This window comes from Marinitoga sp. 1154, assembly GCF_013363285.1.
Classification (GTDB): Bacteria; Thermotogota; Thermotogae; order Petrotogales; family Petrotogaceae; genus Marinitoga.
The window spans coordinates 41,560-62,010 of record NZ_LBFB01000002.1; the positions used below are offsets into that span (position 1 = coordinate 41,560).

The window sequence follows — 20,451 nt, forward strand, 5'->3', positions numbered from 1 at the left end:
ATAAAATCAAATTATATTATGGAGGTGTGAAAATGGAAATTTTATCCAAAATAGTAAAATTAAATTTTACTTCAGAAAATAGCGCTATATTATGTGTTGATTGTCAGAATGGATTTACATTAAGATGCCCAAAAGAACTTCCAGTTGATGGAACAAATGAAATTTGGATTAAATCTATCAATGTTTTTTTAGAAAGCGCTAAAAAATCTGGATATTTAATTGTTGCAAGCAAAGATGATCATCCAGAAAATCATACTTCTTTTCAAACATGGCCCCCACACTGTGTAAAAGGAACATACGGAAATAAACTTTTTATAAAAACATATGATTTTGTTGTAAAAAAAGGAATTACCAAAAATACTGATAGCTATTCTGCTTTTTTTGAAGACTTTAAATCAAAAAACGACAATGGATTAGAAGAATATTTAAATAAAAATAAAATTAAAAAATTAATAATTTTTGGTTTAGCCGGAGATGTTTGTGTACTGGAAACTATAAAAACAGCTATAAATAAAGGATTTGATATTTTAGTCATAAATGATTTTATAAAATCAGTTAACAAGAAATCCATAAAAGACATATTGAAATCAGAAAAATTAAATGATAAAATAAAAATTATTTGATTTTTAGTTGTTTAAAATTAAATATTATAAACTGATTATTAAAATAATAAAAATACCACTTGACTTTTTTGAAGTTAAGTGGTATTATTTAATTACAATAAAATTTTGCCGGGGAAGGTGAAAATATGAAAAAAAATAATCGATTAACACATTGTCCAGTTTGTGGTGGAGAGTTGGTTATATCGGAATTTAAATGTCCTGAGTGTGATGTTACTATTAGAGGAAGTTTTTATTTAGATGATTTTGCTAAACTTTCTGATGAACAATTATATTTTTTAAAAATTTTTATTAAAAATAGAGGCAATCTTTCTGATGTACAAAAAGAAATAGGCATATCCTATCCAACTGCTAAAGCCCGTTTAGAAGGAGTTGTTAGAGCTATGGGATTTGCAGAAGAGAAGCCTAAAATAAATACTTTAAAAATATTAGAAAAAATTGAAAAAGGAGAATTAACTCCTGAAGAAGCAAAAGAAATTTTACGAGGGGGGAAGGTGGAAAAATGAATGGTATTTTAACTCCAGAAACTAAAGTTGAAGGAATCTGTTTTAATGGTGTTGGCATAGATTTAGATATATCAACAGGGAAAGAGACTTTTTTTGAATATGATAATTTTCCAGAAAATATAGAAATAGAAAATTATGTGAAAAACGGAATATGGCATTTGAATTTTAAACAAAAATCTGATTCTTTTCTAACAAAAATATTTGGTTTTTCATTTAATTCAGGATTTTCTGGTAATGCTAATTTAAAAGTGGATAAAAATATTTTTAGCTTTGACATTAATAATGTAAGCGGTGATATATCATTAAATAAGTTAGAACTTGAAAAATTTAAAGTAAAAACTGTTTCTGGAGACATTAATATATATAATTCAAAAATAAAATATTTAGAATTTTTTAGTACAAGCGGTGATTTAAGTTCTTCTAATTCTATTTTTTATTCTGTTGATATCAAAAATGTTTCCGGGGATTGTAATATAGATTATCTTGATAGTAAATTTAAAAACGTTTTTATTAAAACCGTTTCTGGAGATACGGAAATCTATATCTCTGGAAATGATATAGTTTTTATAAAAAAAGGCGCTTCTCCTTCAGGCAAAATCCATTCCAATATCCCTTTAAAATTTGATATTAATTCCCATAATATTCCTTCAAGATTTATCGATTTTAAAGGTGTAAGTGGTGATTTAATAATTAAATTAAAAGGGCAAATCAGTAAGCAGGATATCTTTTCAAATAAGAATACGAAAGAAAATGAAAATAAATTATCCACTAATGAATTACTCACTGCAGAAGAAAGAAAAATTTTAGAGTTATATAAAGCCGAAAAGATAAATAAAGATTTCGCATTGGAATTATTAAAAAATATAGGCTATACAGAAAAAGATGCCGAAGTTTTTTTTAATGAAAATATTGGAGGGATATAATGAAAAAATTTTTATTTTTCTCTATATTTATGTTTTTAAATATATTTATATTTTCAGCTAATTATTATGTTGAAGTAAAATTATTAGAAAAGGAAAAGGTTATTTTAGGGAAATTAAGAGTAGATTTAGAAAATACAGAAAAGCCATATTTCGCATTATTTCCAAATCTTGAAAGTCATGAAAATCCCTATTTAAATGCTTTGTTTGAAGATTATAAAAAAACAAAAATAGAAATATTAGAAGTAACGGATAAAAATAGAAACTATTTAGATTACTCTATTGTGAATTATAAATCAAAGAAATTCAGAAATTATCAGATAAAAAATGCTATATTAAATGTAAATACTGATGAAAAAACTATTATAATAAAATTTAAAACTTACTTTCTTTCAAAAAATTCTCCTGATAATGTAGCATTTGATAATATATTTATATGGAGATTTGGATGGTATCCTGTATTAATAGATGAAAATTCTGATTATGCATTACCACATCACACTATTTCATTAAAAATAAATAACAATTCTAATTTTTACCCTGTTATTTCTGGAAAATTTAAAAATGGAATTTATTATTCTGAAGGGAAATATGTTTCAATGCCACTTGTATTTGTTAATAAAAAAATATATACGAATTTTACTTTAAACAGTAAAAATTATAAAATAAATATATGGTTTAGAAAAGGTCAAGAACAAAGAGCCGCTATAATGGCTACACATATAATAAAGGCTTTAGAAATACATACAAAAAATTTTGGAAAATTAAAATATTCCACTATAAATGTATTTCAAGATCCATATCCCGGAATTTATGGAATGGCCGCAGATGGTATGTTTTTGTTAGGTGATGGATTTTTTACTACGGCTGATCTGGTTTTACCTGGATTATTGGAACCTTTAACTTTTTATGTTGTTTCTCATGAATTAGCTCATATGTGGTTTGGTATTGGTGTTGGAGTTGATTTTATTAAAAATAACTTCATGAGTGAGTCTTTAGCAGATTATTCTGCACATATTTCGATGTATGAAAAATATGGTGATGACAGATTATACAATTCATATTTACCAGATATATTAACCGATACTTTCTCTGAAATATTACCGAAAAATTTCTCAGAATTAGATCAAAATGCCATCTTTTCCATAGGTTATTATAACATTGAAAATGCTATCGCAGATGATGCTGACAGGATTCCAGGGAATTTTTCATCCTATATATATTATAATAAAGGTAAAAGAGCTTTATTTTCAATAGAAGATTATCTGGGGAGAAAAAATTTTATAAAAATTCTCTCAGAGTATTATATGACATATAAAGAAAAGACTGTCAATGAAGATGAGTTTATTGCATTTCTATCTAAAAATATAAGTAAAGATATTCTATATGACCTTTTTAAAAATCCAAAAAAATTTGATGCCTTTATAAAACAAAAAAATGATAAAATCATTGTTGATTTAAATAATATGAAAATACCAACAAAAATCAGAGTTGTTACAAAAAATGCAACAAAGATTTTTACCACTATAAAAAATGTTGAATTTGAAAAAAAAGATATTATTTCAATTGATATAGACCCTGATATGCATACATTTGATGTTGAAAGGCATAATAATCATTATCCTATTCTTATTGATTCGTTTGGAACACAGAATGTTTCAAAATATGATGCTTACAAAATAAAAATCAAAACAAAAAGCGACGATTTATCAGATAGAACTCATATGTTTTTATCTTTTGAAAAATATCCTTACTATAGTTTAGGAATAGGTAGCTTCTATTCCGTAAATTATTCAGAAGAAACACAAAAATTGATATTAACAGATACGGGTATTTCTTCAAATCTTGATTTTAAACCAAATCCATGGACAACTTTAAATTTAGGATATTCAAAAAGTTTATATACATCATTTCAAAATTTATATGGAGAAATATCATATTCTATACCTGAAGAAATTGATATTGGAAGCTTTTCAAAATCTATTTTTTCTACATCACAAATTATATTAAAAGGAAATTTATATGATTTTGATAACTTTTATATTAGCCCAACTATAGTCTATTCAAACCTTTATAATCTCGGAATTCATATTTCAGGAAGTTATTATTTTATAAATAATAACAATTCTTATAATAATGCTTATATACTAAATGGTGCATATTTTTTTGATAATTATTTTCCATATTTTAATTCAATGAGTTTTGAATTAAAATATGCTGATAGTAAATTATTTAATCCGCTTTATGATAAATTACCTTTAACAAAAGATTCAGAAAATTTATTATTAACTTTCAAAGATTATGCAAAAGAAATTTATGGTTTTAATCTGGAAATATTCAATTCTTCTATTCTAATTGAAAATAGAACAAATATCTATAATTTATTTTCTATTGGAAATATAAATTATTCCTTAAATGCATTTTATAAAAGAATAGATTCAGAAAATTTATATGGTTTATCTTTTGTAATGTCACCAAAAATTTATTTTATAACAGATGAAATTATCCCCATTAACTTTGAATTTAATTATTACAATTTACCTTCTAAAAACTCAAATGCTTTTACATTTTCTTTTACTACATATTTAAATACAACTATAAGAAATATTGTTAAATAAAATAATAGCCAATCCATTGGATTGGCTATTATTTATCCTACTTAAATTCATCTATTTTTTCATTTAATAATATTTTCGCTATTCTCATCGACGCTCTTCCATCACCAAATGGATTCTTTGCTTTTGACATATTTAGATAAAAAGATTCATCGAATATTAATTTATTCATGTATTCTAAAACTTTTTCTTTATCTGTTCCTATTAATTTTGCAGTACCTGCTGAAATTGCTTCAGGTCTTTCTGTGGTTTCCCTTAAAACTAATGTAGGTTTTCCAAGTGCCGGCGCTTCTTCCTGTATTCCACCAGAATCTGTCATTATAAAATACGAACCGGACATTAAAGCTGTAAATTCAAGATATTCCACTGGATCTATTAAGATTGCATTTTCTACGCCTTTTAATATCGGAAATACAACATCTCTTACAGCAGGATTTAAATGCACAGGAAATACTAAATATATATCTTCATTTTTTAACAAAAATTCTTTTATCGCATTCATAACATTACTCATTGGTTCTCCCCAATTTTCTCTTCTATGCATAGTCATTAATATATATTTTTTCTTATTTAATTGATATTTTTCTAATATATTATCTATCTTATTTTTATTCCTTTCTATTACCCATAATAACGCATCTATTACCGTATTTCCTGTTATATATATTTTTTCTTCACAAATTCCCTCTTTCAATAGATTTTCCTTTGATTTTTGCGTTGGTGGAAAATGTAATGAACTTATTACACCGGTGAGTCTTCTATTCATCTCTTCCGGAAATGGGTTATATATATTATCCGTCCTCAATCCTGCTTCAACATGACCAACTGGAATCTTATAATAAAAAGATATTAAAGCTCCAATAAACGTAGATGTAGTATCTCCTTGAACAAGGATATAATCGAATTTTTCGTTCTTAAAAACATAATCCATTTTATTTATTAAATTTCCTGTCAATTCTGATAATGTTTGTCTATGAGTCATAACATTTAAATCATAATCAGGTATTATTTCAAATAATTCTAAAACCTGATCAAGCATTTCTCTGTGTTGAGCAGTAGCTATTATTTTTGCATCAATTCCATATTTTCGCAATGTATGATAGACTGGAGCCATTTTTATTGCTTCTGGCCTTGTCCCGAAAATCAATCCTACTTTCATAATTCACTCTCCTTTGCATTTTTTCCATAAACTTTTATTTCCTTTTCTTTCAAGATAAACTAATCCTTCTTCTCTCAATTGATTTAATATTTTTCTAAGTTTGTGCTCTGATACATTATTAAAAATTTTTTTCAAATATGAAAATTTAAATGATTCTGGAAATTCATTTTTTATTTTATTTTTTATTTCAAGATATATATCTTCCTTTTTTTGTGAAGGTTTATAAGCTTCCATAATCTCTGCAATTTTAAAATGAGGAACATCCTCTTTATGTGATTTTAATGCTTCAAAATATCTATATGTCCATTCATTAGCTAATTTCCTATTACCCGCAAACACAATAGTAAGATCGCTATGATATGCATAAAGTTCCGCTATTGCTTTTAACATATAAGATGAACTATAATACTTAATTTTATTTTCATTTAAAAAATCAGAATAATTTGCTTCAATTACAAGTGCAGAATTTTTATAAGCTTTTAAATTAACTAAATGTTGATGAAAATTTGCCATTTGGGAAAATTCATGTATAACATTTTCAAAAGTTTTCCTTTCAACTACTCCTAATATTTCCCCGTTATCTTCAAGGGCGTAATCTCCTATTGGCAATTTTCTTTTTGAAATAATAGCTTTTGGAAATTTCCACGGATATCTTTCATTTGAATCTATAATAATATTCAATATATCGTGATAATATGTTGTTAGTTTCACTTTTGGTTTGTTTTGTTTTAATCCCTGCTCTGTTCTCCAGAAAATTTGCTCATATTCACCTTCTCTAGTTTTATACTTTTTCTTTAAAAATAAAAAATCACATCTTTTTCTCATTTCTCTATCAAGGACCATTACCAACCTTTTTCCAAGACGTTTTAAATATAATATTGGAACTTTTTCTATTATATTTTCTTTTTTTAAAATAAAATTTTCTTTTTCACGTACACAGAAAATATGCCCTTTTTGACCCGGCCATTTTTCCTGTACTCTTAAAGATAAAAGTATCTTGTTCCCCTGAATAATGGTTAATCTATATGGGAATCTTTTATTTTCTATTTTTTCTAATATAAAAAAAGTTTTTTTATTCATTTTCTCACCTACTTACACGCTACCGCGGGTATTGGTTTAAAAATTTTGATTTTAATTAAAAAAACTTTTGAGCTATCGCTCGCTTACAGCGGACTATATGATTTTTATTTATATTTTAAAAAGATATTTCATAATTTATCATATATTCAATTATATTAGAATTACTGAGTTTCATATTAAACAAAAGATTATTTAATTTGAGATCTAATGTTGTATAATAAATCTCATTTATATTCCCATAAGGTCCTTCCCATGTTTCAATATTTCCTTTTAACGTTTTATCAAAATAAGATGTACTCAAATTTATTTCACCTTGAACCACTTTTTCAAATATAAGTTTTATATTAAATTTATTTTTTATATATTCTATGGAAAATAATTGACTTTCTATTCCACTTCCATAATCATAACCCATTGGAATATCATATATTTTATTATTTTCTATATATCGCCCCGTAAATTTTAATAACTCCTGCCATCTATTATACATCCATGAATATATCTTATAATCTTCTATTTTTGTATTTAAATAACCATTAAATACTTTAAATACATATTGAAATCCATATCCCCATGCAAAAGCTGTTGGTTTATAATCTTCAGCACCGGATTCTGTAAGAGGTACAACAAAATCATCCATTGCTATTTCACCGTATAATTTAATCCCTTTTAAAGGAATAATTTCACCATCTATTGCCAACATCGCGTTTGAATAACCTTCACCATATGTGTTATGAAGAACATTCATAAAATTCAGGTCAACTAAGTCCGGAAACTTTCCACCTATTAAATTTAATTCATTGAAAGATATTCTTAAAAAATCTGTTGGTCTTAAGTCCAATCTATGAATTAATAGTGTTTTATATGGTTCATAATATCCCATATTTATACTTCTTCTATCAGAATTTCCATCTATCTGCATCTTTTGTATTTCTTTTTCTTCGTCTGTCAAATAAGAATTAAAAGCATATGCTCCAAAGTATATGCCCATATCCCCAAAAAGAAAATCTGTGGTAAATCCACCTGTTATTCCATCAACATATGGTAAAGAGTCTGATAAAAACACGCCTCTTTCTAATAATGACCAATCTGTTTTATATCTTCCAATTATAAACCAGAAAGAATTTATTTTTTTTCCAAAATATATCTGAAAATTTAGCTGATAATCAGTTGTAAAAGAAAATTCAAACGAATAGTCTTTATTTTTTATTTGAAATAGCGGTATTAATTCATATTTATTAGTATAATAATATGGAACATTTATTTTTATTTCGTTTTTTGATTTATCTGGATATGGAGTTATGGAGGTTTCTAAAACTTCTCCATTTAAAAGTTTATCATATATAAATATTTTATATTCTATATCATTTTCAAAATAAAAAGGAAAAACTGTCGACATTAACATTAAAAATATTAACACAAACAAATACTTTTTCATAATCCACCTCTTCAATAAAACGTTCAATATTATCATTGAATTTTAATAGGAATTATTAAAAACACTGAATAGTTTTCAAATTTCTGCTTATCATATCTTAAATTTATATATTTAAGTTCCACATTTATATTATTGAAGAATCTGATATACATTTTAATTTTTTCATTAAAGAAATCATTACCAAAGGAAATTCCAGAATCCTGTTCATACAACATCAAAAAATTTCTATTTGATATATATGTTTGAAAACTTTGAACTTTGGAATTTTCATCATATTTAAATCCAAGTGGATAATCGTAAAAATATCTTGCTCCAGGTTCGTTTATTATTTCCAATGAACGATTATATAATCTGTTATATGGAATCTCATCTTCATATATTCCATTATCAACAAAATAATTTTCATATAACATTGAAAAGTATGTATCTTTGTGTATTTTAAATAATATTTCCGCACCATATCCATAGCTATTTTTATCTTTAAATGTATTGTAAGTATCCTGAACGTATAATCTAAAATTTTTATATTGCAATAATGCATCTATAGATATTAATCCATTTTTTGTATCTATTAAAGCTTTTGATCCTCCATACAAATTCAAAGATGTTACTCCTATATTTATTTTATCAAAATTAAAATCTACTCTATTTGTTAATATTTCTCTAAAAGCATCCGTTGCATCTGTAGAAAATTGTTTTTCATATTCTTCTTTAGTTAGCATTGGTTGCATTGAAATTAATATTGTATTGAATATTATTCCTTTAAATCTGTATTTGTAGTTTATATTTTCATAATATTTTGTTGCATCTGAAAGAATTAATGAATTTTTTAATGGTCCAAGAGATATTCTGGTTCTTCCTAAAATAAAACTCCAGTTATTATTTTTTAAGCTTAAATAGCTCAACGACGGCGTATCCAATGTAGTTCTTTTAATTAATTCAAAATTGTTATATATATCCAAAAAAGTCAAGTTTTTATATTTAAAATATGCACTATTTCCTTCTTTGAAATCAACTATAAATCTTGCATATAGATTATCATTATGATAAAATTCAAAACCAAAATTCATCCATGAATAATATTCATTGTATAGATCACTAAAAAAAATCTTATCTTTTTCTAAGGTATAATATCCTCCACCATTAAATAGCACATTATTTTCCAATCTTTTTTCGAAACCAAGTGGAAATTCAAATAATATATTAGATTTATAATTGTTATCTTCAATAAAAAACAAAGGAATTCCGGTATATAATATACCGGAATTTATATTTTTCGAACGTTGATAATAAAAGTCTATTGAATCTGGAAATAACAATTTTGCTGATGAAAAATTATAAACTGTTATTATTATAAATAATAGAAAAAATAATTTGTTTTTCATATTATTTTTTCCCCGATAACCATTTTTTTCTTTTATTTAAATATATATTTCTAATTTCAGTTAAAATATTCTGATATTCTTTATCTTTAAAGTTCTGATAAGAATGGTCAAATGCTTTCCACTGATCATATACATACATTAATGTTATTTCTGCATATATCCCTTTTGATAAATAAATTCTATTACCCCATGGTTTTGTACTGGCAAGAACAAATTGCATATGGTGAATATATCCTATATCAAGATTAATTTTTCTTTTTCCATCAAAAGCATACTCTAATTCTATAGAATTAGTTATTGTTTTAGCATCTGCTAAAAATCCAGGCGAATATAAGTTTTTAAAACTTATCATCCTGGCTTTTATCTTTACGTTTTGCCCCATTTCCAGATTATAATAATATGTATATTTTTGAAAATCTAATTCATCAGAAATATAATCTATTTCACCAAAATGTTTTTTTAATTTTTCCAATACATTTTCATGATATAACCAATAATCCGTACCTCCTGCTGAAAAAAAATGTATTACATAATTCACCCTATCTATATCTTTAATTTTCCCCATTTTCAATCACCACCTCAAAAGATTTTAATTTCACTTTATATATTTTTTCAAAAGTCTTTATTATAACCGTTCCGAAATTATTTGTAATTATTATTTTTTCATTTTTTCCAAGACTTATATCCCTTTTATTCTGGGGTTTAAGTTTTTCTCCGTTGATAAAAATAACATCATTACTTTTATTTTCGATTTCTATAGGTAACTTTTTTGTAGATGCTACCATTATTAAATCTGAAGAATTATTTAATATATTAATTATGAAAAACGAAGATATCAATATTAAAATTGATGCAATTAATATATAAATTCTATACTGATTCATTCCAATCCTCCACTAATTTTAACAAAAAATCTTTTTCATCATTGATATTATCATCCAGTTTATACATTTTTATTTTATTCAAAATTTCCCCAACTTTTTTACCCTTTATGCCTAATTTTATTATATCATTTCCTGTAATGTTTAATTTGAAATCTTTTATCTTTAATAGAAACTTTTTATATTTTTCTGTTGTTTGTAAATCAATATATCCCGACAAAACAATTAACAATTCATTATCAAATGAATCTGTTAATTTATAAAAATCTGAGAATAATGAATCTGGATTTATTTTTTTTAGTTCTTTTTGTAGTTTTTCAAATTTTTCTATATTATTAATAAACTTTTTTGGTAATCCATAACGATTAAATACATATGATTTTGCATCATTACTTTCATTAATAAGATAAGAATATAAAAATAAATGAAAAATTTTTACGCTTTTTATATATTGCAATGCATTTTCTTTTAACCAATTGTAGAAAATCAATACTCTTTTAAAAATTTTTATTTTTTCTTCATTGTATTTTGTATATAAAAATAGATGATCTAATATTCCTAATCTCCCCATTTCTTTGAGAGAATCTATTATATTCCTTTCATTTAAAATTTTTTCAAATTCTTCTCTTAATCTCATTCCAGTAACTTTTTCAATATAATTGTTTTCTACTGTGGTTTTTAGTAATTCATATGTTCTATTTTCAATTATAAAATTAAAACGATTTTTAAATCTTATAGCCCTTAAAATTCTTGTTGGATCTTCTATAAAACTTAAGTTATATAATACCCTAATAATACCTTTATCTAAATCTTTCTTGCATCCAAAAAAATCAAGTAAAACACCAAATTCTTCACTATTTAATTTTATAGCCATAGCATTTATTGAAAAATCTCTTCTATATAAATCTTTTTTAATTGTACTTAATTCTACTTTTGGCAAATCTGCTGGTTTTTCATAATACTCAGTTCTGGCTGTAGCAATATCTATTCTAAATCCATCCTTAAAAAACAATGAACCTGTATGAAATTCACTATGTTCAACAAATGTTGCCCTTAAATTTTTTGATGCATATTTTGAGTATTTTAAACCATCGCCTTCGACCACTATATCTATATCAAAATTCTTTTTACCCAATAATAAATCCCTGACAAATCCACCAACAACATAAACTGGCATATTCAATTCACTTCCATATGCACCTAATAACCTTAAAAGATTCATATATTTTGAAGGAATATATTTTAGCATCTTCTTTAATATATTATATTTATGAACTTCTTCATTATATTCAATAATTATATTAGGCTTTGATTTATGAAATACTTTTCCTTTAATCAAATCAGATCTTGTTATTATTCCCATTAACATATTATTCTTATCTATAACTAATAATCGTCCTATTCCATTTTCAAGCATTTTATATCTTATTTCTTCAATTGTTGTTTCAGGCAAAACTGATACAACATTTTTCGTTATTATTTCCTTTACAGGAAATTTAGATAGTCCATGATTTATAGCTTTTTCAATATCTTTTTTGGTTATTATACCTATTAATTCATTTTTTTCAATTACAGGTAAACCATTGTGTCCTGTTTGAATCATTATTCTATATACTTTTTCAATAGCTTCATTTGATAAAACAGTCCTTACTGGTGAGGACATTATATCCCTGGCTTTAATAGCAGGAATATAGTTTTCTCTAATTTCATTGATTATTATATCAAAAGCTTTATCCATACTCTTTTCTTTCAAATCAAATACTATCATATTATTTTTTACTTCAGGATTGAATTTTTTAAATATATTTATATCACATTCAAAAGTATAAAAAAATATATATGCTTTTATTGTTTCAGAAAGTTCAAGTATTATTAGAATATCTGATGGATATTTTTCATGCAATATTCTTCCATACTTTTTTATTTTTATGATTTTATTTTCTATGTATGTAAAATTTACTTTTAAATAGCCTATTTTTATTTTTTTTATGTTTTTTTCCAAAATTTGTGGTATATCCATACAATCACTCACTTTTTATTTTTTTATTAGAACATTTTTAATCTTTTCAACATCTAAATAATATGATTAAAAAAAGAACATTAAAATTTTTATCTTTAAATGCAAAATAAAAAATCTAAGTGTAAAATATGGTTATAATTTCTCAGGAGTGGTAAAAATGATAAATATGAAAATTAATCCTAATAATATTAATCCCATACTTGGTTATAAATTAGACCCAGGAGAACCGGGAATAGCCTCGGGAGCTCCTGCTTCAATGAGTATTATACGTGTTTTATCTCAAGAAACTGGCAATTTAATGGCATTTAAAAAAGAAGCCATTCAAAACGGAGGATATGTCATATACAGCAAAATATCTCTTGATATTCAAAAAAGAGGTGCTTTCCTCGCCGCCGTTGCTGGAAAAACACAGGTAATGATTGCATATAAAAACAAAATGGACAATAGTCCAAAAAATGACGATAATATAATCGAAAATAATCCAAATAAATTAGATAATAAAAAGGATGATAAGATAAAAAGGCTGGAAGAATTAATCAATAATCTTAAAAATTATATAAAAACAGAAACCGACCCTGATATAAAATCAGAATTGGAAAATAAAATAAAAACACTTGAAAATAAATTATTAATGTTAAAGCTGGGTAATGCTATTTCAAATCAAAATGATGAAATCCTCGGAATGATTTTTACAGCTTATTTTTAATTATTTTTTCTGTAATTCTTAATCATTCTTTTTTTGCAAATTATTAAAATGTTCTTCTAATTTATCTAAGTCTATGAGTTTTTCTTTGTAGATTGATTCTTCTTTTGGGTGCGATGGTCTTTCTTTTACCTTTTCCATTGCTTTTAAAACTTCTGATAAAACTTCTGCTCTTATTTGAAATGTATATGTTTCAAGTTCAGAAAATATCCTTCCTTTTTCTGTAACTACATATTTAGGGTGTAAATGGTTTAGAGCTAAAGCTATAACATCTGCCCTACAACGATCACAAATACACATATCAACATTTGGCATGCTAAACATTTCATTGGTTATATCTTCAACTAAATGCTCTAAAACATTAAAAATATGGTATTTTTCTATAATCATATCATCCACCTTCCTTTATGTAAATAGATATTTTTATATCACCATAATTATACTCCTTATCCAATATTAAATCACCATATGTTTTTTTCAGCTTTTCCCTTTTAGAATGTTCTACTATTATTAATGTGTTTTCATTATATATATATTTATTTTCACTTATTTTTTCCAGAGCTTCATCTGCAATTCCCATTTGAAATGGTGGATCTAAAAATATTAGATCGTATTTTTCTGTTAACTTTTTCAAAGCTTTTCGAAAATCTGAACATATTAATTTTAGTTTATTATTTATTTTTAAAATTTTTGAATTCTTTATTATGGTCGAACATGCTTTGCGTGATGTTTCAATTATAGTTGCTTTTTCAGCTCCAGAACTAATAAATTCAAAAGAAACTACACCAGATCCTCCAAACATCTCCAGCGTATTCATATCTTTTACATCTATTATATTCATTAAAGCTCTTCTTACATTCGCAGGAGTATATCTTGTCCTTTTGTCAGGAACAATATTTATTTTTCTACCTTTTAATATTCCATTTTCTATTGACAACATCTTTATTTATGCCTCCAGCATCCTTAATTTTTTCCCATAACGTCTATATATTTCATATTTTAGAGTTTTATATTTTTTTAGTTCAGGATCTTCTTTTAATATTTCTAATGCATCCTTTCTTGCTTTTTCTATTAATTCTGTATCTTTCAATATATCTAAAAATTTAAAATCTGGTAATCCGTGTTGTTCTGTCCCAAAAAATTTTCCAGGTCCTCTCCATTTTAAATCAATCTCCGACACTTCAAAACCATTCGTTGTATTAGCAAATAATCTCAGTTTTTCTTTTGTCTCAGCAGATACATTTTGACTCATAATCAAAAAACAATATGCCTGTTTTTTGCTTCTTCCCACTCTACCTCTTAATTGATGTAATTGAGATAAACCAAATCTATCAGCATGTTCAATTACCATAATTGTTGCATCTGGTATATCCATTCCCACTTCTATTACAGTAGTTGATACTAATATTCTAAATTCTTTATTTATAAATTTCTCCATAATATCATTTTTTTCCAGAGGTGTCATTTTTCCATGTAACAATCCTACTTCATATTCTCTAAATCTCTCTTTCAATATATCATACATTTCAGTAGCAGCTTTCAATTCCATTACTTCAGATTCATCAATTAAAGGATATACGAAAAAAGCTTGATTCCCTGACTCTAATTCTTTATCTATAAATTTATAAATTTCATTTACTTTGTTTTCTTTTAGTAATAATGTTTTTATCTTTTTTCTTCCCGCAGGCATTTCAGTAATTATAGAAACATCCAGATCACCATATAATGTCATTGCCAGAGTTCGGGGAATTGGAGTTGCTGTCATGAATAAAATATCTGGCATTTTACCTTTGCTTATCAAAGCCAATCTCTGCCTCACTCCAAACCTGTGTTGTTCATCTATTACGACTAACCCCAATTTTTTAAATTCTACATCATCCTGTATTAAAGCATGGGTGCCTATTAATATATCTATTTTATTCTTTATCAAATTTTCTTTTATTTCTATTTTTTTAGATTTTTTTGTTTCTCCCAATAGTATTTCTACATTAATTCCAAACTTTTCAAAATCCTTTTTTAACCTTTTATATTGTTGTTTAGCCAAAACCGATGTTGGAACCATTACTGCTCCTTGAAACCCACTTTCAAAATTATCAATCAAAGCTAATTCAGATACTACAGTTTTCCCAGAACCAACATCTCCCTGAAGTAGTCGGTTCATAGGCACATCTTTTTTCATATCTTTTCTAATCTCTTCAAAAACCTTAATTTGTGAATTGGTCAATTTAAATGGTAAGGATTCCATGAATTTTTTTGATAGTTCACCATTTATTTTTTTTGAAAAACCTTTCTTTAATTGGATTTTTAGTTTTTGAATTAATACTGATAATTCAAATAAAAATATTTCTTCATATCTAAGTGTATCTTTTGCTTTTTTGAGATGATAAAAACTTTTTGGAAAATGTATTCCCTTTATTCTTGATGGAAAATTTAAAAATTTATATTTTTTTAATAATTTTTCAGGTATAAACTCTTTCACATTATTAGCATATTGAATAGTTTCTGAAAAAATATTTCTCATAGTATTTTGATATAATCCTTTTTTTAACGGGTATATTGGCATGATTCCCGTTTTTATTTCATCAATAGAAGTTATAACTTGAAAATCAGGGTTTTTCATCTGTTTTCTTCCAAAATCAATCTCTAGCGTACCATAAACCGCAACTTTCATTCCTATATTTAAAAATTTTTTTATATATTCTTGATTAAACCACGTCAATATTATAATAGAATTATTTTTATCTTCTAAAACATAAGAAAGTATTCTTAATGTTCCAACTTTTTTTTCTTCATAATTTACTATATTTCCAACAATTAAGCAATTTTGTCCATGGTAACAATCTAATATACACTTTATCTCTCTTCTATCTTCATATTCTCTTGGAAAAAAATAAAACGTATCTTCAATATTATTAATCCCTAATTCTCTCATTAACGTAGCTCTTTTATTCCCTACTCCTTTTATAAATTTAATATCTGTTTTCAATGGCAATTCTTTATGTGGAAAAGCAGGAGTATCAATTAAATACATATTCTTTAATTTTTCAATTAAATTAAACCCTTCTTTTATTCTTCTAATTCTTCTCTCTTCTGATAATTTATTTATGGGTTTGTAATATGCTAAAAATGAGCCTATTTTCTCTTTTAGGCCCTTTTCTTTTTCTATAATATTTATATTATTTTCACAAAATCTGTATATTTCCGGGAAAAAAGTATTCCACGAAATTTCTTTATTCAATCCTCTTTTTAAATATTTTTCGAGTTCTTTAAAAAAATCCTCAAGAAACATTATAAAGAATTTTCCTCCCCATAAACACCCAATCCAAAAACCTCTGGACCACTATGACATGCAACTGTTGGCCAGATTCTCCCCTCAATTAATTCGTATTTATAATTTAATTTTTCAAATTTTTCCATAAACATATTAAAAACTTTATTTTCCTGTTCTAAATTTGACTCAAATCCATGCACTTTATAAATTTTTATATTATATGGCCTTTCTTTTATAAATTCAAAGGCATTATCAGCCATCACTTTGAAAACTTTATTTATTCCTCTTACTTTTGTTAAAGGGGTTATTTCACCATCCTCAACTGTTAATACAGGCAAAATTTTCAATAGTGTACCAGCCATACCTGATGCTTTTCCTATTCTTCCATTTTTTATAAGATATTTTAGAGTTGGAACTGAAAATTCCATAAAAGTGTTATTAATAATTTTTGGTATTAAATCATCAAGCTTTTCAGAAGGAATTTTTTCATCTACTAACAATTCAACAATTCTTCTTGCTACCAAAGATGCTCCTATTGATACCATTTTAGTATCAATAATTTTAAGATTTATATTATCAAGCATATTTCTTGCCATTTGCGCAGTATTATATAATCCAGACATTTTAGATGAAAAATGTATATCAACTATTTCTTCGTATCCCTCTTCCATTAATTTTTCATAGATGTTCATTATTTCCTTTAAAGATGGCTGTGCAGTATGAATTTCTTTAGCATTTTTTACTAAATCATAAAATTTGTCATGATTTAAACTTATTCCATCAGTATATTCTCCACCGTCAACATATACTTTCATTCCCATAAATTTCAAATTATATTTTTTTATCCATTCTGGCGTTGGGGAACATCCGGAATCTATGATTATAGCTCTTTTCATTTTATTCCTCCTTAACAATAATTTTATTTCCTTCTCTCTTAAATATAAGCCCATTTAATTCTACTTCTTGAATATTATTATGATTTAACATAAATATTATAAGTTTATCATAAAATCTTGTCTTCATATATACATCATATATCGAATACTGTGAATTAACTGATTCGATATTTTTTATTTTTAAATAAAAATAAAATGTTATAGAATTCAAAATAATAACTATAGTTAATAAAATTATTGCTATTCTCATTTTAAAAATTCATATGTTTTTATGAAATTTTCTACTCTACTTTTATATCTATAATCAGGATATTTTTTTAAATACTCCACATAAAAACTATATACATTTTCATAATTTTTGGATACAGCTTTTGATAATTTTAAAGCCAAATCTTCCTTTTTATTTGATTTTAAATAAAAATATAAATCTTCAAAAAATTTAAATGATTTATCTGGTATTCCTTTATATTTCTTTGCCATATAATAATCAGCTTTTCCTTCCTTTTCTGATATCTTTATTATATTGTCTACGACTGTTTCATATCCTAAGTATTGATTAAAATTAAACATTATTCTCATGTACTCAGTATATACATCTTCCCATTCTGGAAATCTATTCCAGCCTCCTGGTAATATTTCAATAGTTTTATCATACCAATGAACAAAATCATTATAATACTTTTCTTTTAATCTATTTATTTCTTTAACAATATCTTCTTCTGTCTTAAAAAATTTTTCTATATTGCTTAAATTTTGAAATATTAAAACATTTAATTTAGCAATTAACCTATATGCATTTTTTTCATTAAAAGATATATAATTGCTTTCTAATTGATCAATTTCATCCTGTACTATCTGAATATAAGCTAAAGCCTGCAATAATTGTTTATTATTATTATCCTTTAACAACTCATAGAGTCTCATTATAGTATCCCTTATTTGATATCTATTAAATGGCATTAAATCTATTGACCCTTCAAATTTATTTAATATAAAATTATAATCTGGAGTTTCCATTTTCATATATTTTTCAAGATTATTATAATCTATTTCCATTAATCTATATGGAGTTTTAGCTAATAATTGGGCCAGATAAAATCCAGATTTTCCAAAAGCAGAATTTGATTTTAATGATTTCAAAAAGTATTTTTTAGCCTTTTTGTATGACTCAAAAGCTTTATTTTCATACTCTGTTTTAGCAGATATATATTTTTGTTTTTGCTCCTCTAAATTTTTTATTTCCATTGATATCTTTTGCAAATCCAGAGGATTTGTAACTTTATAACTTTTATATTCCTGTATCTTTTTATCTATTTGTCTTAAAACATCTGGTATTTGTTTTTTTACTACATTTTCATATGCATCAATTTTCATATATTCAGTATTTCCTATTTTAAAATAAACCTCAGCTGCTGTTGACTGAATTTTTAAATAAGATACAATTATACCTATAACAAAAAAAACTAATAATAAAACTTTCAATCCCTGTTTTGAAACTCTTATTTTTCTTGTTTCTCCAAATTGTCTGGAAAGTGCCACCGATATAATGAATAATGCAGACATTATATTTGGATGAAGATGCATTGGAAATTCTGTAAATGAATGTATTGCAACTATAGTTAAACTCCACGCAAATAAATTAAATAATAAAATTTTATCAAAGTCTTCTATTTTAAAAACTCTTTTTATAAAAACTGTTATTAATCCGAATAATAACAAAATTATTGCTATAAATCCAAAAAGACCTGTTTCACCTAAAACCTGTAGATAATCATTATGAGCTCTTTTAAAATTATTCCAGGCATAATAAAATTTTTCAGGATTTCTTGCCTGAATATCTGACATATATCTAACAGCATAAACAGGATAAGTAGCTATTCCCCCGCCTATAAATCTATTTTCTATATGATTTTTATCCTGCCATTGTTCAACAGCAGCTAACCAAGATAAAGTTCTTTCATCCCATGAAGATACTGATGCCATTGCTCCAAATCTTTTTGATGCTACCACTTCTCCACTTTTATTAAACGGTGAAGGAATATTAAACATTATAAATAAAAATAAAATTGACAAAAAAACTGACAGCAAAGGTATGATGAATCGTTTAGATGTTATATATTTAACTTTTTCTTCGTCTTTATTTTTTAAAATACTAAGAGTAAAGAAAATTGCAAAAATCATCATTCCCAGAAAAAAAGACAAATAAACTGAACGTGTCTGTGCAAATAATAATACCCAGAACATTATAAAAACAGATATTATGGAAAAAATTTTTTTAAATATATTAGAATTTCTGGATAATGCAAAATATATACCTATTGGTATCATTTGCCCCATATAATCAGATACAAAATTTGGATTTCCAATTGTTGTTCTTAAAGTAATTCTTTGAGATGGATCTCCATACTTACCAAAAAAGATGTCAAATCCAAAAAATTTATTTAGAAGACCATCGAATCCGATTATAACTCCTGTAATTAAAAAAATAAATAAAGCATCCTCAATATATTTATAATCTTTCCCAAATCTATTAGTTAATATATAAGAAACAAAAACAATAATTAAAGTATATAATGACACTTCAAATGAATATCTAAAATAATATTTATTCTGAATAATAACACTTATTAAAGAAAACAAAGTCGCTATACCAAATAAAGAAAAATATACATGATTTAATGAATATTCTATTTCATATTTTTCTTTTTGAATTTTATAGTAATAAATAAAAAACATTATTGTAAAGAATAATGAAAAAACAAGATGTTTCTGTGTTGAATATTCGTATACCCAATTTGGAACCATTAAAAAAGGCAATAACAAAAAAAATATTCCCATTGCAATTATGTCTTTAGAATATTTTGATAATTCTTTCATATTCAACCTCCCTCGAATTTTTTCTTTCTATATTATCATACCACAAATTTTTTATTTGACAACACACAAAATAAATAAAA

18 protein-coding genes are annotated in these 20,451 nt (G+C 25.1%); 5 read left to right on the forward strand and 13 right to left on the reverse strand.

All coding sequences use genetic code 11. The features are described from left to right. The first annotated feature begins 32 nt into the window (after positions 1 to 32). From XO12_RS01330 to XO12_RS01345, 4 genes are all read left to right on the forward strand, one after another. Positions 33 to 623 (forward strand): isochorismatase family protein, encoded by a 591-nt coding sequence (locus tag XO12_RS01330; protein ID WP_047265330.1) that lies wholly within the window; start codon positions 33 to 35, stop codon positions 621 to 623. A 125-nt stretch (positions 624 to 748) separates the two neighbouring features. After that, a complete protein-coding gene (locus XO12_RS01335; RefSeq protein ID WP_047265329.1) occupies positions 749 to 1,126 on the forward strand; it encodes a DUF2089 domain-containing protein in 378 nt (125 codons plus the stop codon). Further along, positions 1,123 to 2,049 carry a DUF4097 family beta strand repeat-containing protein gene (locus XO12_RS01340; protein ID WP_047265328.1) on the forward strand — a complete coding sequence of 309 codons (927 nt, stop codon included), beginning with the start codon at positions 1,123 to 1,125 and terminating at the stop codon, positions 2,047 to 2,049. Before XO12_RS01335 ends, XO12_RS01340 begins: the two co-directional genes overlap by 4 nt. Beyond that, positions 2,049 to 4,664: a M1 family aminopeptidase gene (locus XO12_RS01345; protein ID WP_047265327.1), complete on the forward strand. Its 2,616-nt coding sequence runs from the start codon at positions 2,049 to 2,051 to the stop codon at positions 4,662 to 4,664. Before XO12_RS01340 ends, XO12_RS01345 begins: the two co-directional genes overlap by 1 nt. A gap of 37 nt (positions 4,665 to 4,701) precedes the next feature. Here XO12_RS01345 and wecB read toward each other — a convergent pair whose 3' ends face one another. The 7 genes from wecB to XO12_RS01380 all read right to left on the reverse strand — a co-directional run bounded on the left by wecB (position 4,702) and on the right by XO12_RS01380 (position 12,624). Beyond that, entirely contained in the window at positions 4,702 to 5,820 is a 1,119-nt protein-coding gene (gene wecB, locus XO12_RS01350; RefSeq protein WP_047265326.1) for a non-hydrolyzing UDP-N-acetylglucosamine 2-epimerase, read from the reverse strand. Between the two features lie 3 nt (positions 5,821 to 5,823). After that, on the reverse strand, positions 5,824 to 6,900 hold the full coding sequence (locus XO12_RS01355; protein WP_047265325.1) for an ERCC4 domain-containing protein: 1,077 nt from the start codon (positions 6,898 to 6,900) through the stop codon (positions 5,824 to 5,826). A 115-nt stretch (positions 6,901 to 7,015) separates the two neighbouring features. Then, the gene (locus tag XO12_RS01360) at positions 7,016 to 8,338 is read right to left on the reverse strand and encodes a hypothetical protein (RefSeq protein WP_047265324.1); all 1,323 of its coding nucleotides are present in this window, start codon (positions 8,336 to 8,338) and stop codon (positions 7,016 to 7,018) included. A 32-nt stretch (positions 8,339 to 8,370) separates the two neighbouring features. After that, entirely contained in the window at positions 8,371 to 9,723 is a 1,353-nt protein-coding gene (locus XO12_RS01365; RefSeq protein ID WP_047265323.1) for a hypothetical protein, read from the reverse strand. A gap of 1 nt (position 9,724) precedes the next feature. Continuing rightward, the gene (locus XO12_RS01370; protein WP_047265322.1) at positions 9,725 to 10,288 is read right to left on the reverse strand and encodes a DUF4416 family protein; all 564 of its coding nucleotides are present in this window, start codon (positions 10,286 to 10,288) and stop codon (positions 9,725 to 9,727) included. Beyond that, positions 10,275 to 10,607 (reverse strand): hypothetical protein, encoded by a 333-nt coding sequence (locus tag XO12_RS01375; protein ID WP_047265321.1) that lies wholly within the window; start codon positions 10,605 to 10,607, stop codon positions 10,275 to 10,277. Before XO12_RS01375 ends, XO12_RS01370 begins: the two co-directional genes overlap by 14 nt. Continuing rightward, a complete protein-coding gene (locus XO12_RS01380; RefSeq protein WP_052913148.1) occupies positions 10,594 to 12,624 on the reverse strand; it encodes a CBS domain-containing protein in 2,031 nt (676 codons plus the stop codon). Before XO12_RS01380 ends, XO12_RS01375 begins: the two co-directional genes overlap by 14 nt. A gap of 157 nt (positions 12,625 to 12,781) precedes the next feature. Here XO12_RS01380 and XO12_RS01385 point away from each other — a divergent pair, with 157 nt between their 5' ends. Then, positions 12,782 to 13,330 (forward strand): hypothetical protein, encoded by a 549-nt coding sequence (locus tag XO12_RS01385; protein ID WP_052913147.1) that lies wholly within the window; start codon positions 12,782 to 12,784, stop codon positions 13,328 to 13,330. Between the two features lie 18 nt (positions 13,331 to 13,348). Here the strand turns inward: XO12_RS01385 and XO12_RS01390 are convergent, their stop codons facing one another. The 6 genes from XO12_RS01390 to XO12_RS01415 are packed head-to-tail and all read right to left on the reverse strand — an operon-like array spanning position 13,349 to position 20,371. Further along, positions 13,349 to 13,717: a late competence development ComFB family protein gene (locus tag XO12_RS01390; protein ID WP_052913146.1), complete on the reverse strand. Its 369-nt coding sequence runs from the start codon at positions 13,715 to 13,717 to the stop codon at positions 13,349 to 13,351. A gap of 1 nt (position 13,718) precedes the next feature. Then, positions 13,719 to 14,267 carry a 16S rRNA (guanine(966)-N(2))-methyltransferase RsmD gene (gene rsmD / locus XO12_RS01395; RefSeq protein WP_047265320.1) on the reverse strand — a complete coding sequence of 183 codons (549 nt, stop codon included), beginning with the start codon at positions 14,265 to 14,267 and terminating at the stop codon, positions 13,719 to 13,721. 6 nt (positions 14,268 to 14,273) lie between these two features. Further along, positions 14,274 to 16,616, reverse strand: a complete 2,343-nt coding sequence (recG, locus tag XO12_RS01400) for an ATP-dependent DNA helicase RecG (protein ID WP_047265319.1) — start codon at positions 16,614 to 16,616, stop codon at positions 14,274 to 14,276. Then, complete coding sequence (locus XO12_RS01405) at positions 16,616 to 17,494, reverse strand: DegV family protein (protein ID WP_047265318.1); 879 nt, start codon at positions 17,492 to 17,494, stop codon at positions 16,616 to 16,618. Before XO12_RS01405 ends, recG begins: the two co-directional genes overlap by 1 nt. Before the next feature lies 1 nt (position 17,495). Then, positions 17,496 to 17,744 (reverse strand): hypothetical protein, encoded by a 249-nt coding sequence (locus XO12_RS01410; RefSeq protein WP_047265317.1) that lies wholly within the window; start codon positions 17,742 to 17,744, stop codon positions 17,496 to 17,498. Next, positions 17,741 to 20,371 (reverse strand): O-antigen ligase, encoded by a 2,631-nt coding sequence (locus XO12_RS01415; RefSeq protein WP_047265316.1) that lies wholly within the window; start codon positions 20,369 to 20,371, stop codon positions 17,741 to 17,743. The genes XO12_RS01410 and XO12_RS01415 overlap by 4 nt, the downstream gene beginning before the upstream one ends. Between the last annotated feature and the right edge of the window lie 80 nt (positions 20,372 to 20,451).